General features: G+C 70.2%; 14 protein-coding genes. 5 read left to right on the forward strand and 9 right to left on the reverse strand.

Going from position 1 to position 12,753, the window contains the following annotated elements; translation table 11 throughout:
* Positions 1-10 precede the first annotated feature (10 nt).
* Positions 11-1,384 carry an extracellular catalytic domain type 1 short-chain-length polyhydroxyalkanoate depolymerase gene (locus ACX28W_RS04665; RefSeq protein ID WP_458997534.1) on the reverse strand — a complete coding sequence of 458 codons (1,374 nt, stop codon included), beginning with the start codon at positions 1,382-1,384 and terminating at the stop codon, positions 11-13.
* 188 nt (positions 1,385-1,572) lie between these two features.
* Here ACX28W_RS04665 and ACX28W_RS04670 point away from each other — a divergent pair, with 188 nt between their 5' ends.
* A complete protein-coding gene (locus tag ACX28W_RS04670; protein WP_458997459.1) occupies positions 1,573-2,298 on the forward strand; it encodes a DUF899 domain-containing protein in 726 nt (241 codons plus the stop codon).
* Between the two features lie 198 nt (positions 2,299-2,496).
* On the opposite strand, the gene ACX28W_RS04675 is transcribed toward ACX28W_RS04670, so the two are convergent.
* Positions 2,497-3,306 carry an SAM-dependent methyltransferase gene (locus ACX28W_RS04675; RefSeq protein ID WP_458997460.1) on the reverse strand — a complete coding sequence of 270 codons (810 nt, stop codon included), beginning with the start codon at positions 3,304-3,306 and terminating at the stop codon, positions 2,497-2,499.
* Positions 3,307-3,366: 60 nt separating this feature from the next.
* Positions 3,367-3,534, reverse strand: coding sequence for a hypothetical protein (locus tag ACX28W_RS04680; protein WP_458997461.1), 168 nt, complete (start codon positions 3,532-3,534; stop codon positions 3,367-3,369).
* A 134-nt stretch (positions 3,535-3,668) separates the two neighbouring features.
* Here ACX28W_RS04680 and ACX28W_RS04685 point away from each other — a divergent pair, with 134 nt between their 5' ends.
* A complete protein-coding gene (locus tag ACX28W_RS04685; RefSeq protein ID WP_458997462.1) occupies positions 3,669-4,361 on the forward strand; it encodes a VanZ family protein in 693 nt (230 codons plus the stop codon).
* A gap of 112 nt (positions 4,362-4,473) precedes the next feature.
* On the opposite strand, the gene ACX28W_RS04690 is transcribed toward ACX28W_RS04685, so the two are convergent.
* The 4 genes from ACX28W_RS04690 to ACX28W_RS04705 all read right to left on the reverse strand — a co-directional run bounded on the left by ACX28W_RS04690 (position 4,474) and on the right by ACX28W_RS04705 (position 6,431).
* The gene (locus tag ACX28W_RS04690) at positions 4,474-4,851 is read right to left on the reverse strand and encodes a peptidase inhibitor family I36 protein (protein WP_458997463.1); all 378 of its coding nucleotides are present in this window, start codon (positions 4,849-4,851) and stop codon (positions 4,474-4,476) included.
* The gene (locus tag ACX28W_RS04695) at positions 4,848-5,549 is read right to left on the reverse strand and encodes a hypothetical protein (protein ID WP_458997464.1); all 702 of its coding nucleotides are present in this window, start codon (positions 5,547-5,549) and stop codon (positions 4,848-4,850) included. The genes ACX28W_RS04690 and ACX28W_RS04695 overlap by 4 nt, the downstream gene beginning before the upstream one ends.
* Positions 5,550-5,552: 3 nt before the next feature.
* A complete protein-coding gene (locus ACX28W_RS04700; protein WP_458997465.1) occupies positions 5,553-5,969 on the reverse strand; it encodes a hypothetical protein in 417 nt (138 codons plus the stop codon).
* A 225-nt stretch (positions 5,970-6,194) separates the two neighbouring features.
* Positions 6,195-6,431, reverse strand: a complete 237-nt coding sequence (locus ACX28W_RS04705; protein ID WP_458997466.1) for a hypothetical protein — start codon at positions 6,429-6,431, stop codon at positions 6,195-6,197.
* A gap of 158 nt (positions 6,432-6,589) precedes the next feature.
* Between ACX28W_RS04705 and ACX28W_RS04710 the strand changes: the two genes are divergently transcribed.
* Both ACX28W_RS04710 and ACX28W_RS04715 read left to right on the forward strand, forming a co-directional pair.
* Positions 6,590-7,633 carry a PHP domain-containing protein gene (locus ACX28W_RS04710; protein WP_458997467.1) on the forward strand — a complete coding sequence of 348 codons (1,044 nt, stop codon included), beginning with the start codon at positions 6,590-6,592 and terminating at the stop codon, positions 7,631-7,633.
* A 298-nt stretch (positions 7,634-7,931) separates the two neighbouring features.
* Entirely contained in the window at positions 7,932-8,891 is a 960-nt protein-coding gene (locus ACX28W_RS04715; RefSeq protein WP_458997468.1) for an SDR family NAD(P)-dependent oxidoreductase, read from the forward strand.
* A gap of 13 nt (positions 8,892-8,904) precedes the next feature.
* Here the strand turns inward: ACX28W_RS04715 and ACX28W_RS04720 are convergent, their stop codons facing one another.
* A complete protein-coding gene (locus ACX28W_RS04720) occupies positions 8,905-9,738 on the reverse strand; it encodes an alpha/beta fold hydrolase (protein ID WP_458997469.1) in 834 nt (277 codons plus the stop codon).
* 207 nt (positions 9,739-9,945) lie between these two features.
* A complete protein-coding gene (locus ACX28W_RS04725) occupies positions 9,946-11,268 on the reverse strand; it encodes an ROK family transcriptional regulator (RefSeq protein WP_458997470.1) in 1,323 nt (440 codons plus the stop codon).
* 163 nt (positions 11,269-11,431) lie between these two features.
* Here ACX28W_RS04725 and ACX28W_RS04730 point away from each other — a divergent pair, with 163 nt between their 5' ends.
* Positions 11,432-12,748 (forward strand): ABC transporter substrate-binding protein, encoded by a 1,317-nt coding sequence (locus tag ACX28W_RS04730; protein WP_458997471.1) that lies wholly within the window; start codon positions 11,432-11,434, stop codon positions 12,746-12,748.
* Positions 12,749-12,753: the final 5 nt, after the last annotated feature.

Here is a 12,753-nt window from a genome sequence, read left to right on the forward strand (position 1 = left end):
TGGCGGGCGGTCAGGTGACGGCGCAGGCCGTGCCGTTGAGGGTGAAGGCGGCAGGAGTCCCGGAGTTGCCGCTGTGGACGGCCTGATAGCCGATGGTCACGGCGGCGCCCGGGGCGATCGTGCCGTTGTACGCGGCATTGGTCGCGGTCACGGTGCCGGTGGCCGGCGCGTAGGTGGCGCCCCAGCCGTTGGTGATGGTCTGGCCCGAGGGGAGGGTGAAGCTCAGCTGCCAGCCGTTGACGGAGGTGGTGCCGGTGTTGGTGAGGGTCACGGAGGCGGTCAGGCCCGTGTTCCAGGCGCTGGTGGTGACCGCCACCCGGCAGCCGCCCGGCTGGGGTTGCGGCGCGGGGCCGGTGCTGTCCAGGCCGAAGAAGGTGAGGACACGGGCCGCCATGCCGCCGGTCACCAGGTTGTGGCCGACGCCCCGCAGGCTGATGGCCTCGAGCGGAGCCTGGTCACCGGTAGCGCCATAGCGGGTGCGGGTCCACCCTGACTGCGGCGAGTCCGTGGCGGCCGGTGTCTGGCTCACCCCGAGGACGTTCGTCCACTGCTTGATCTCTTCCCCGAAGTTGGGGTACCTCAAGGTGGCGTCCTCGGTGCCGTGCCACAACTGCATGCGCGGACGGGGCCCCGTGTAGCCGGGGTAGGCGGCGCGGACCAGGTTCCCCCACTCCTGCGGGGTGTGCGTCACGGTGCCGTTCGCGCAGGCGCTGTTCCACTCGGAACCGTCGGTGGTGGCGAAGCAGCCGAACGGCACCCCGGCGAACGCGGCGCCCGCCGCGAACACGTCGGGATAGTCGCCCAGCAGGACGTTGGTCATCATCGCGCCGGAGGAGATGCCGGTGGCGAAGATCCTGGACGTGTCCGCGCCGTAGGTGCGGGTGACCCAGTCGACCATGGACTTGATGCCGACCGGGTCGCTGCCGCCGCCACGGCTCAGGGCCTGGGGCGAGGAGACGTCGAAGCACTTGCTGGCTCGGGTGACCGAGGGGTAGACGACGATGAAGCCGTAGCGGTCGGCCAGTGAGGCGTACTCGGTGCCGGAGTACATCGCCGGACCGGAGCCCGTGCAATAGTGCACGGCCACCAGGACCGCCGGGTGCGCGGTGACACTGTCCGGCACGTACAGGTACATCTGGAGGTTGCTGGGATTGGTGCCGAAGTTCGTCACCTCGGTGAGGGCCGCGGCGGAGGTCTTCGCGGATGCGGTCCCGGCGGGCGCGGTCTCGGCGGGCGCGGCGGACACCCGGACGGGCGCCGCGGGTGCGGCCGAGGCCTCGGGTGCGGTGAGCAGCACCGCGGCGAGTAAGGACACCAGCGCGGTGAGCAGCGCGCCGAGTGCGGGTCGGAGCGGTCTTCTGGTGGATGACATGGACATGGACATGGTGCTCATGGAAGCGCTCCCACGCTCCCCGGGCAACCGCCGGTGAAGACCGAATACTTTCGGGGTCGGCGTGCGCCCGTGTCGGTGGCGTCCGACCCTGGACGCAGGGGGTGCTGCTGAGCGGCGCCCAGCTCACCCCTCCCTGCCTGGCGCACGAGCTCAGACCGAACTGGAAGGTGAATGTCGCCATGAAGACAGCCCCGATCGTCTCGCCGCAGGAGTGGGAGGCCGCGCGCGAGCAGCTCCTCGTGGAAGAGAAGGAGCTGACCCGCGCTCGTGACGCACTGGCCGCCAAGCGTCGCCGGATGCCGTGGCTGGCGGTGGAGAAGAAGTACGCGTTCGACGGGCCCAAGGGCAAGGCAAGTCTGCTCGACCTGTTCGAGGGGCGCCGCCAGCTGATCGTCTACCGCGCCTTCCACGAACCCGGCGTGTTCGGCTGGCCCGACCACGCTTGCCGCGGCTGTTCCATGGTGGCTGACCACGTCGGCCACCTTGCCCACTTGAACGCCCGCGACACCACACTCGTCTTCGTCTCGCGCGCGCCGCAGCCGGACATCGACCGTGTGAAGGCGCGGATGGGCTGGACGATTCCCTGGTACACGATCACCGACGATTTCGACAACGACTTCGGTGTGGACGAGTGGCACGGCACGAACGCGTTCATCCGCGATGGCGACAGCGTGTTCCGGACCTACTTCATCAACGTCCGTGGCGATGAGGCATTGGGCAGCACCTGGAGCTACCTCGACATGACCGCGCTCGGGCGGCAGGAGACATGGGAGGACTCGCCCGAAGGCTGGCCCCAAACCCCACCGTACGAATGGTGGAACTGGCATGACGCATACGACGACGCCGAACCGGCCCCGGAGTGGCTGGCCATAACCGGCCGAGGCACCCGAGAACAGAGCGACTGAGCCCTTCGCCCTCGAGTCGCCCATAAGGCCGAACCGGTGCCTCGCGACGCGTCGCCTCCGGCATGGCCATCGCTCGCCGATCGTCGGCCGGTGAGCGTGAGATGGCCGCCCCGTACAGAACCCGGCACTGCGCATCCGGCGGGACGCTCGCGGTGCCGGGTGCCGACGGGACACTAGGCCAACAGGGCTGTTGGCTGGTCAGCCGTTCTTGCGGGCCACTCCGCCGTAGATGCCGATCGGCGGGGCGTCACGCTTCGCGGGCTCGTCCGGGCGCCAGTCCGGGACCTTGACCAGGCCGGGCTCGACCAGGGTGAAGTCGCCGAAGAAGTCCAGGACTCGGGCGTGGGGCCGGAGGTTCAGGGTGGCGGTGGCGCTGTTGTAGACGGCCGCCGCGTCCTCACGCCGATCCTCGTGGATGTCGCCCGTCGCGTGCGACAGGATGAGGTAGGAACCGGTGGGCAGCGCGTCGCGGAGAGTGGCCAGGACGCCGTCCGGGTCCTCCGCGTCGGTGATGAAGTGCACGATGGCCGCCAGCAGCAGAGCCACCGGCTGGTCGAAGTCGATGACCTTGCGCACCTCGGGATGGTCGAGGACGGCACGGGGGTCACGCAGGTCGGCCAGGACGACGGTCGTGTCGGTGTCCTCCAGGAGGGCCATCGAGTGGGCGCTCACGATCGGATCGTTGTCGACGTAGGCGACGCGGGTCTCGGGGGCGATTGCCTGCGCGATCTGGTGCACGTTGGGCGCAGTGGGCAGGCCCGTGCCCACGTCGAGGATCTGCCGGATGCCGCCTTCCTCGACGACGTGTCGGACGGCGCGCTCCATGAAACGCCGGTTGGCACGGACGCCGGCCCGCACCTCCGGAGCCACCTTCATGAACTGCTCGGCCGCCTGCTGATCGACCTCGTAGTTGTCCTTCCCGCCGAGGAAGTAGTCGTACATCCGGGCGGGGTGGGGCTTGGTCGTGTCGATCTTTATTGAGTGGGCGCCGCTGCTCGGGGAGGTCATGCTGCCTGGCTCCGTCCTGGACTCGCATCTCGCCGTGGGATGTACCGCGGTGAGTGACTGTCAGAACATCATCCTGGCATGCCCCGGTTCCGGTCCATCCCGGACCCTCCTTCTGGAAGGGCCGGTGGCCGCGCACAGGGCGAGGAGCAGCAGGACAGGGCAGGCCGGCGAGGTGGAGAGGTTCTGCGCGACCCCCACGATCAGCTCGAACGTGTCGACAGTGCTCATGAGAAATATCCGCTGCGCCATCCAGGCACCGTCGCGCCCCCTCCCGACGGCGATACGCGAAGGCGCCCGGCATCGAATCCCTCTTTGCGGGTAACCGCCTTTACGTGAAGGGCAGTTGAAACCGGGAGGATCGAATGGCGCGTACGGCGTTACGCTCGGGCACCCCGCGCTCCACCCGCACCGCGAAATCCGGTCGGCACCCATCGGCGCCCCCGGCGGGGCGCAAGGCACTCCCGCTGCCCGTGCGGCTGCTGATCATGCTGCTGGCCTTCGTGGCCATGGTGGCGTTCGCCGTCGCGCTGGCCCGGCTGACGCTGGAGCCGTCCCCGGCGTCGAAGGCGCTGATCCACACCAATCTCCACCCCGGGCGTTCCCTGGAGGCCTATCTCGACCAGCCGGAACTGCGCGACGCCGTGAAGCAGATCGGCGGGAATGTCCTGCTGGGTGTGCCCTTCGGGCTGCTGCTGCCGGTGCTGGTGCCGAGGGCCCGGGGGATCCTGCGCGTGCTGCTGCTCACGGCGGCGGTGATGCTGCTGGTCGAGCTGGTCCAGGGGGCGCTGATCACCGGGCGCGCCTTCGACATCGACGACGTCATCCTGAACACCAGTGGGGCGCTGGTGGGTTATCTGCTGCTGGGGCGGCGGCTGGGCAGGGCGGTGCATCCCCGCAACCGTCGCCGGGGCAAGGGCGGGACTCCGCAAAGCCGTCCCGGCAAGGGCAAGGCTCCGAAAGCCGGGCAGAGCGAGGGCGAGGCTCCAAAAGCCCGCCGGAGCAAGGGCGAGGCTCCGAAAGCTCGGCGCAGCAAGGGCGAGGCTCCGGAGGGCTGAGCCGCCGCGCAGGGCATGACCGTCCGCCCGCGGCCCCACCGCGGGCGAACGGCGTCGGCCGGCCGGTGTGTCGGCCGGTCGGCAGGTCAGGCAGGTCAACCCGTCAGGCGGGTCAACAGCCGGTGGACCAGGTGTGCGAGTCGCCACGGTCGTTCGCCACGGCGTTGTAACCCACCTCCTCGCCCGGTGCGAGACAGATCGTCATGTCGCCGCCCTGCCAGGCGTCCTCGTAGACCTTCACGTGGTCCTTCACGCCCGGTCCGGAGATACCGTGATTGGCCCAGGAGGAGTCGGTGTCGGCGATCCAGCTCTCCCACCAGCCGTCGTCCCCCGACCAGTTGGCCCGCTGGCCGTCGAAGTTGGCGTTCTCCCAGACGCAGAAGTGGCCGCTGGGGCAGTCGGCCGCGCCGGACGGTGTGGCCAGAGCCAGGCCACCGGTGAGAGCGAGCAGGGCCGCGGCGGCGGAGAGAGCGAGACGCTTGGTGATCATGAGGAGGTACTGCCTTTCTTCCGGGTTACCTGGACGGTCCGCTCGGCGTACAGGGCCGCCGCGCGGTGCAGTGCGCGGGTGCGCAGCTGCCGGTAGGTGGTCAGTTGTCCGTGCCGCTCGGCGCGGACCCGGGCCAGCAGGGCCGGCTCCAGCTGCCTGCGCAGCCGGGCGAGGCCGCTCTCACGGGCGCAGCGCGCGGACACGACGGGGTCGGGGCGACTGGGCCGGTGCCCGTGCGCCGGGGTGACGCAGCGGGTCCAACGGACGGTCGCGGCGCGGTAGTCGGGGTCGTGTTTCATGCGCTGCCTGGCCTCGACGCGCAGGTTGTTCACCACGACCCGGGTACGGAACCAGAGCCGCTGGTCGCCGTACAACTCGCGCTGCGCGGCAGCGAGGCAGCCGTCCGTGTGGGCGGTGACGGTGTAACCGGTGGCGAGGGTGACGGAGAGCTCGGGGCGGCCACGGCCGAAGAGGGCACCCTGCAGTCGGCGGTCCGCCGCGTCCGAGGTGTGTTTCAGGGTCAGTCCCTGCCGTGCCAGGCAGCGGTCGACAAGCGCCTGCTGGGCGGTGTCGATGAGATCGTCGCGGTCGCGCTCGGTCCTGGGCAGCTCGGGTGCCCGGTGCGCCGGTGTCGTGGCGCACCCTGCCAGCGCCAGCACCGCCAGCGCGGCGGCACACAAGGCGCGAAGGAGTCGCACGGGTCAGCCGACCTCGCAGCCCATCGCGGTGTCGGCGACGCCGTCGAGGCGGGCGCCCCAGGGCCAGTTGTCGGCCAGGTCGTGCGCCCGGATCAGCCGGTGGTAGCAGGTGCCGCGGGCCCAGTCGATGGCGTACACGGCGGTGTCGGCGTCGGACCGGAAGGAGGCGGCCTTGTCATGGAGGAAGTCCGGGACGTCCGTATAGCCGGGTGGTGTGTAGCACCACGACGAGCCGTGCTGTCCCGCGGCGGTCCAGAAGCAGACGTCTCCGGCCCGCGACGCGGCGGGGGCCGGTGTGGCGGATGGGACCCGTGCGGCGGAGGAGGCCGGTGCGGCGGCGGGGGCCGCGCTCGCGGGTACGGCGGCGAGGAGAGCGGCCGCGGCGAGGAGGGATACGGGCACGGCGAAGCCACGGAACATGACGACTCCCGAGGAGGAAAGAGGATGCCGGGGCGGATCCTGCTCACCCGGCAAGATCAACCGTGCCCTCGCGGAAGCGGGCCCATGCGCGGTTCCCACCGATTGGTGATCTTTCCTGGGGTGTGGGGTCATTCCCCCCAAGACAGCTCACACCGGCGCAAAACCCGGGGTCCGCGCGCTCCCATGCGGCGTCGTCTCCTGCGGCGCCTTCTGGTTCAACGTCTCCTAGTGCAGCGTCCAGGTGAGCTTGTCTCCGCCCACCCAGCGAACCACATCCGGATCGTCGAGGTCGTGGACCGTGATGCCGTACGCAGCGGCAGTCGTCAGGACGTCGATGATCGCCCTCGCCTCACCGACCATTTCACCGTCGATCTCCATGATGCGGAACGGCGGCGTGCCCGGCTGTACCCGGAGCACCATGATCCGCGGGTTGGAGATGTACGGGCTCGCAATTTCGGTCATGACTAGAGCGTAGAGCGATTTCCCTGGGTCAGCGGAGGCGCGATTCGACCCCGGCCGCGCCGGCGGCCCCGGTGCGGCCGGGGAGGGCGGGCGGAGGCGGAAGGCACCTGCCGTGCGGGCCGACGGCGGCTGGGCAAGGCTGGTGGGAGGAGGTGCCGATGGATCCCGTCGAGGCCCTGGACCGGATCGCGTTCCTGCTGGAGCGGACCCAGGCCCCCACATACCGCGTACGAGCCTTCCGTACCGCGCAGACCGTACTGGCCGCGCTGCCCGACGGCGAGGTCGAGGAGCGCGTGGCCGCCGGCACCCTGGAGTCGCTGAAGGGCATCGGGCCGAAGACGGCGCAGGTCGTCCGCGAGGGGCTGAGCGGTCACGTGCCCGCCTATCTGGAGAAGCTGGAGCAGGAGGCCGGGGGGCCGCTCGCCCTTGGCGGCGAACGGCTACGGGCGCTGCTGCGCGGCGACTGCCATCTGCACTCCGACTGGTCGGACGGCGGGAGCCCGATCGAGCTGATGGGCCGGACCGCGGCAAGCCTCGGGCACGACTGGGCGGTGCTCACGGACCACTCTCCGCGACTGACCGTGGCACGCGGCCTGTCCCCCGAGCGGCTGCGTGAGCAGCTGACGGTGGTGGCGGAGCTCAACCGTCATTGGGCCCCCTTCCGGCTGCTCACCGGCATCGAGTGCGACATCCTCGACGACGGATCACTCGACCAGGAACCGGAACTGCTCGACCGGCTCGACGTCGTGGTGGTGTCGGTGCACTCCAAGCTGCGCATGGACGCGCGGTCGATGACCCGCCGCATGGTCGCCGCGGTCCGCAATCCGCTCTCGGACGTGCTCGGGCACTGCACGGGCCGCCTGCTCACCGGCCGCCGCCGTCCCGAGTCGGAGTTCGACGCGGACGCGGTCTTCGCGGCCTGCGCGGAATCCGGTACGGCAGTGGAGATCAACAGCCGCCCGGAGCGGCTCGACCCGCCGCGCCGGCTGCTGCACCGGGCGGTCGACGCCGGGGTGCTGTTCTCGTTGGACACCGACGCGCATGCGCCCGGTCAGCTCGACTGGCAGATCCACGGGTGCGAGCGGGCCGAGGAGTGCGGGGTGCCCGCCGAGCGCGTGATCACCACCTGGACCGCGGACGAGCTGCTGGCCTGGGCCCGGGACGGGGAGACGCCGTCACGCGTGGCAGGCGACTCCCCGTGACGCACATCACGGCGCATGCCCTGGTCCACGAGGAACAGCCACCGGTAGTTTCCCGTTAAACCAATCGTGGGTGCGGATGGGACAGTGTCCCCGGGCCTCACCTTTTGCCCACAGGGACGATCGTTCGGCTGAAGCCCTGTGGAACGTTTCGCCGAGAGGCGACCGCCATCCGTGCCCACCACAGACGGCCCCGACCGAGATTCCCCCGTCCGGTCGGGGCCTTTCCATTGCCCCTGTGCAAGGGTGGCCCGCCGTGTCCGCTTGACTTCGAGTGCTCTCCAATTCGTAGCGTCGCGGTATGACCACTGCACAGCACAAGATCGGCTCGGGGTTCGGCGCCCACAGCACCGCCGACGAGGTCCTCCAGGGCATCGACCTCTCCGGGAAGCTCGCGATCGTCACGGGCGGGTACTCGGGGCTCGGCCTGGAGACGACGCGCGCGCTCGCCAAGGCGGGTGCCCGCATTGTCGTCCCGGCGCGACGGGTGGACGTCGCCCGGGAAGCGGTCGACGGCATCGACGGGGTCGAGGTGGACGAACTCGACCTCGGCGACCTGGACAGTGTCCGTGCCTTCGCCGAGCGGTTCCTCGCCTCGGGCCGCACCGTCGACATCGTCATCGACAACGCCGGGATCATGGCCTGCCCGGAGACCCGCGTCGGGCCCGGCTGGGAGGCCCAGTTCGCCACCAACCATCTCGGCCACTACGCGCTCGTCAACCGGCTCTGGCCGGCGATCGAGCCGGGCGGGGCACGGGTCGTCTCCGTGTCCTCGGCCGGACACCACAACTCGGGGATCCGCTGGGACGACGTGCACTGGCGCGACGGGTACGACAAGTGGGAGGCGTACGGGCAGGCGAAGACGGCGAACGTCCTCTTCGCCGTCCACCTCGACCGGCTCGGCCGGGACGCCGGCGTACGGGCCTTCGCCCTCCACCCCGGCGGCATCCTGACGCCGCTCCAGCGGCACCTCGCCAAGGAGGAGATGGTGGAGCGCGGTTGGATCGACGAGGACGGCAAGCCGCTGAACCCGGCCGGCTTCAAGTCGCCCGAGCAGGGCGCGGCGACCCAGGTATGGGCCGCGACCTCACCACAGCTGGCCGACCTGGGCGGTGTGTACTGCGAGGACTGCGACATCGCCGAGCCCACTCCCACCGACGGCGAGCGCGTCGGCGTACGGGACTACGCGATCGACCCCGAGCAGGCCGCGCGCCTGTGGGCGCTGTCGGCGGAGCTGACCGGGGTGAACGCGTTCGCGTGACCTTCGCGGGACGTCAGCCGAGGGCCATGAACTCCCTTAGATCCGCGATCAGTTGCTCGGCGTGCGTCGCAAACAGGCCGTGGCCCGCGTTCTCGTAGACCTTGAGGGTGCTGTCGGGCAGCAGCTCCGCCGCCCGACGGCCGGTCAGCTCCAACGGTGCGGACGTGTCATGCGTACCGTGCACGACGAGGACGGGCAGGTCGAGCTTCGACAGCTCTGGGGCGACGTTCAGGGTGACGCCGAGGTCTCCCAGGGCCGTCCCGGCACGCGCGGTCGAGCCGTGGCAGCGGTCAATCATGGACTGTACGTAGGCCGGGGAGAGTTCGTTCCCGGGGAGATCGAGGGCGAAGAACGCGTGGGCCCCGTCCGCGAAGAAGGCGGCCCGGTCGCGACGGAAGGCCGCGTTGCCGGCCTCGATGACGGCCGGGTCGACGCCGCCGGGATGGTCCGCGGACCGGGCGGCCCCCGGCACCATGCCCGCGACGAGCGCCACCCTCGCCACCCGCTCGACGCCGTGCCGGGTCAGGCAGCGCACCACTTCCGCGGTCCCTATGGAGTGCCCGACCAGCGTGACCTCCCACAGGTCGAGGTGGCGCAGCAGCCCGTCGACGTCGTCGGCCAGGCTGTCGAGGTCGAACCCGCCCCACACGTCGTCGGACCGGCCGTGGCCGCGCCGGTCGAAGCCGACGCACCGGTATCCCTCCTCGGCGAGCGGGAGCATCTGAAACTCCCACATCGCCGTCCCGACGTAGGAGCTGTTGACGAACACGACCACCGGACCGGTGGCGGGCCCGTAGTCGACGAAGTGCAGCCCGGTGCCATCGACGGGGCTCTCGAAGTACGGCATGGGAATCCTCCCGGAATCCGGTGACGGGGCGAGTGGGTACGCTCTTCATGGTTCCGGAGTGCGGGGCGACGGGTCGATTACCTCGGACGTCATGCCGACCGGCGACAAGGGCGTCTGCCCCTCCACCCTCGTGTGGACCGCCGGAGCACCAGGACACCCGCCCCTCCATCGTCACGCCGACCGCCCGAAAACCCGGTCCCCCGCCCCTCAGTGCGGCGCCCGCTCCTCCAAGGCCGTGCGCCAGGCCGGAGACGGGCCTTGGCTCGCTGGTTCGGCGCGCCGCCCGCCCCGTGCGAAGAAGTCGGCCAGGGGCAGGATCGCGGCGCCGACCGTGACGGCGTCCGGGCCGAGCTTGCCGAGGTCGATGGAGACGCGCTCGGCGGGATAGCGCAGGGCGTACGAGGCTGCGTACCGGCGTACGGCGGGCAGGAAGCGGGTGCCGAGCTGGAGGCCCGCCCAGCCGCCGATGAGGATCCGCTCGGGCTGGAAGAGGTTGATCAGGTCGGAGAGGCCCGCGCCCAGGTACTCGGCGGTCTCCTCCAGGACGGCGAGCGCCACCGGGTCGGGCTCGACGTCGTCGGCGGGGTAGGCCGCGGCGAGCATCGCGGTGAGCGCGGTCTCCTCGTCGGTGCCCTCCGGGGGACGTCCGCCTACCTCGCGCCAGCGGTCCAAGAGCGCCTCCGCCCCCGCGTACGCCTCCAGGCAGCCCAGGGCGCCGCAGCGACAGCGGCGCCCCCTGACCCGTACGGTCAGATGCCCCCATTCCACGGACCGGCCGTTCTCCACCTCCTCCGTGACGAGGCAGGCACCGACGCCGGAGCCGAAGAGGACGACGACCGCGTTGCGGGCACCGCGACCGGCGCCGAACCACATCTCGGCCTGGCCGAGGGTCCGGGCGCCGTTGTCCGCGAAGTACGGGACGGTGTCGGGGAGTTCGCAGGTGGAGCGGAGCAGGGACTCGAGCGGTACGGCGTCCCAGCCGATCGTCTGGCCGTGCACCACCGCGCCGAGCTCCTTGGTGCGGGCGACGATGCCGGGGACGCCGATGCCGACACCGAGGAGCCGCTCCGGGGCGATGCCCGTCTCGGCGAGGACCTCGGCGATGCCGTCGCGGATGTGGCCGACGATGACATCGACGTCGTACTCCGGGATCTTCGACGGCCGGTCGGCCTCGTATCCCTGGCGCTCCAACGGCCGTTCGGTGCGGGCGAGTTCGGTGAGTGTCAGGTCGAACAGCTCGACGCGGACACGGGTTTCGCCGACATCGACACCGATCATGTGGCCGCTGCCGGGCGCGACGCGCAGCAGGGTGCGCGGACGGCCGCCGTCGGAGTCGACGCTGCCCGCCTCCTCGACGAGTCCGTCGGCGACGAGTTCGGCGACCACGTTGCTGATGGATCCGGAACTCAGTCCGGTGGCCGGGCCCAGCTCGTAGCGGCTCATCGGCCCGTCGAAATACAACCGTTGCAGTACGGCGGTGCGATTGCCCCGCCGCAGGTCACGCACTGTCCGCCCGTTCCGCCCCGCCATGAGATTTCCTTCCGGCCTGCCCGACCTGCAAGATACCCCTGCGCGATCCCTTGACGCGACTTTCTTCCAGGTCTTAACTCACGTTCTAAATTAAGCCATGAGGGCCGTTCAGGAAGTGAACACCATCCTGTGCGGCTCTCCTCTGGAAAGGGACGCCTGAGCCATGCGCAGAATCCGAGCCGCGGCCGCCGGTGCGGTCACTGTCTCCATGCTGACCGCCGTGACCGCCTGTGGTGGCGGCTCGTCGACGGACGGCGGATCCAACGACTCGCCGAAGACGCTGACCTACTGGGCCTCCAACCAGGGCGCCAGCGTCGAGATCGACAAGAAGGTCCTCCAGCCCGAACTCGACAAGTTCGAGAAGGACACGGGGATCAAGGTGGAGCTGGAGGTCGTGCCCTGGTCGGATCTGCTCAACCGGATCCTCACCGCGACCACGTCGGGTCAGGGCCCCGACGTCCTGAACATCGGCAACACCTGGAGCGCCTCCCTGCAGGCCACGGGGGCGCTGCTGCCCTGGGACGCGAAGAACTTCGACAAGATCGGCGGCAAGGACCGCTTCGTCGACTCGGCCCTCGGCTCCACGGGCGCGGCGGGCGAGGACCCTGCCGCGGTGCCGCTGTACTCGATGGCGTACGCCCTCTACTACAACAAGCAGATGTTCGCCGACGCGGGTATCGCCAAGCCGCCGACCACCTGGGACGAGTTCGTCGCCGACGGCAAGAAGCTTTCCAAGGACGGCAAGTGGGGCGCGGCCTTCGAAGGCTCGAACCCGGCGGAGAACATCCACCACGCCTACGTCTTCGCCAAGCAGCACGGGGCAAGCTTCTTCACCGCCGACGGCAAGCCGGACTTCACCTCCGACGGCGCGGTCGAAGGGGTCAAGCAGTTCGTCGACCTGATGGCCACCGACAAGATCATCGCGCCGGGCAACGCCGAGTACGCGCAGAACCAGTCCGTGAGTGACTTCGCCACGGGCAAGACGGGGATGCTGCTGTGGCAGTCCGCGTCCGCCAACCTGGAGTCGCAGGGCATGAGCGCGGACGACTTCGGCATCGCTCCGGTGCCCGTGCAGTCGGGCACCCCGGGGACCGGCACGAACGTCAACTCGATGGTCGCGGGCATCAATCTGGCCGTCTTCAAGAACTCCGACAACCTCGACGGCGCCACCGAGTTCGTGAAGTTCATGACCAGCGACGCGGAGCAGAAGGTCCTCAACACGGCGTACAGCTCCATCCCGCCGGTCAAGGCCACGCAGGAGGACGCCGCCTTCAACACCCCGGCGAACGCCGTCCTGAAGGACACGCTCGCCAAGAGCGCCGTCGCGCTTCCGCAGGTCGCCGACGAGTCCCAGTTCGAGACGGCCGTCGGTACGGCGATCAAGAACCTGTTCGCCGAGGCCGCCGCCGGAAAGTCGGTGACCACGGAGTCGGTGAAGGCCGAGCTCGAGAAGGCCCAGACGCAGATGCCGACGAAGTGAGCGCG

The sequence above is a fragment of the Streptomyces sp. SD15 genome (assembly GCF_054462255.1).

Coding starts and splice junctions, on each gene's coding strand:
- ACX28W_RS04665 (WP_458997534.1), bottom strand. CDS start 1,384: ATGTCCATGTCCATGTCATCCACCAGAAGACCGCTCCGACCCGCACTC.
- ACX28W_RS04670 (WP_458997459.1), top strand. CDS start 1,573: ATGAAGACAGCCCCGATCGTCTCGCCGCAGGAGTGGGAGGCCGCGCGC.
- ACX28W_RS04675 (WP_458997460.1), bottom strand. CDS start 3,306: ATGACCTCCCCGAGCAGCGGCGCCCACTCAATAAAGATCGACACGACC.
- ACX28W_RS04680 (WP_458997461.1), bottom strand. CDS start 3,534: ATGAGCACTGTCGACACGTTCGAGCTGATCGTGGGGGTCGCGCAGAAC.
- ACX28W_RS04685 (WP_458997462.1), top strand. CDS start 3,669: ATGGCGCGTACGGCGTTACGCTCGGGCACCCCGCGCTCCACCCGCACC.
- ACX28W_RS04690 (WP_458997463.1), bottom strand. CDS start 4,851: ATGATCACCAAGCGTCTCGCTCTCTCCGCCGCCGCGGCCCTGCTCGCT.
- ACX28W_RS04700 (WP_458997465.1), bottom strand. CDS start 5,969: ATGTTCCGTGGCTTCGCCGTGCCCGTATCCCTCCTCGCCGCGGCCGCT.
- ACX28W_RS04705 (WP_458997466.1), bottom strand. CDS start 6,431: ATGACCGAAATTGCGAGCCCGTACATCTCCAACCCGCGGATCATGGTG.
- ACX28W_RS04710 (WP_458997467.1), top strand. CDS start 6,590: ATGGATCCCGTCGAGGCCCTGGACCGGATCGCGTTCCTGCTGGAGCGG.
- ACX28W_RS04715 (WP_458997468.1), top strand. CDS start 7,932: ATGACCACTGCACAGCACAAGATCGGCTCGGGGTTCGGCGCCCACAGC.
- ACX28W_RS04720 (WP_458997469.1), bottom strand. CDS start 9,738: ATGCCGTACTTCGAGAGCCCCGTCGATGGCACCGGGCTGCACTTCGTC.
- ACX28W_RS04725 (WP_458997470.1), bottom strand. CDS start 11,268: ATGGCGGGGCGGAACGGGCGGACAGTGCGTGACCTGCGGCGGGGCAAT.
- ACX28W_RS04730 (WP_458997471.1), top strand. CDS start 11,432: ATGCGCAGAATCCGAGCCGCGGCCGCCGGTGCGGTCACTGTCTCCATG.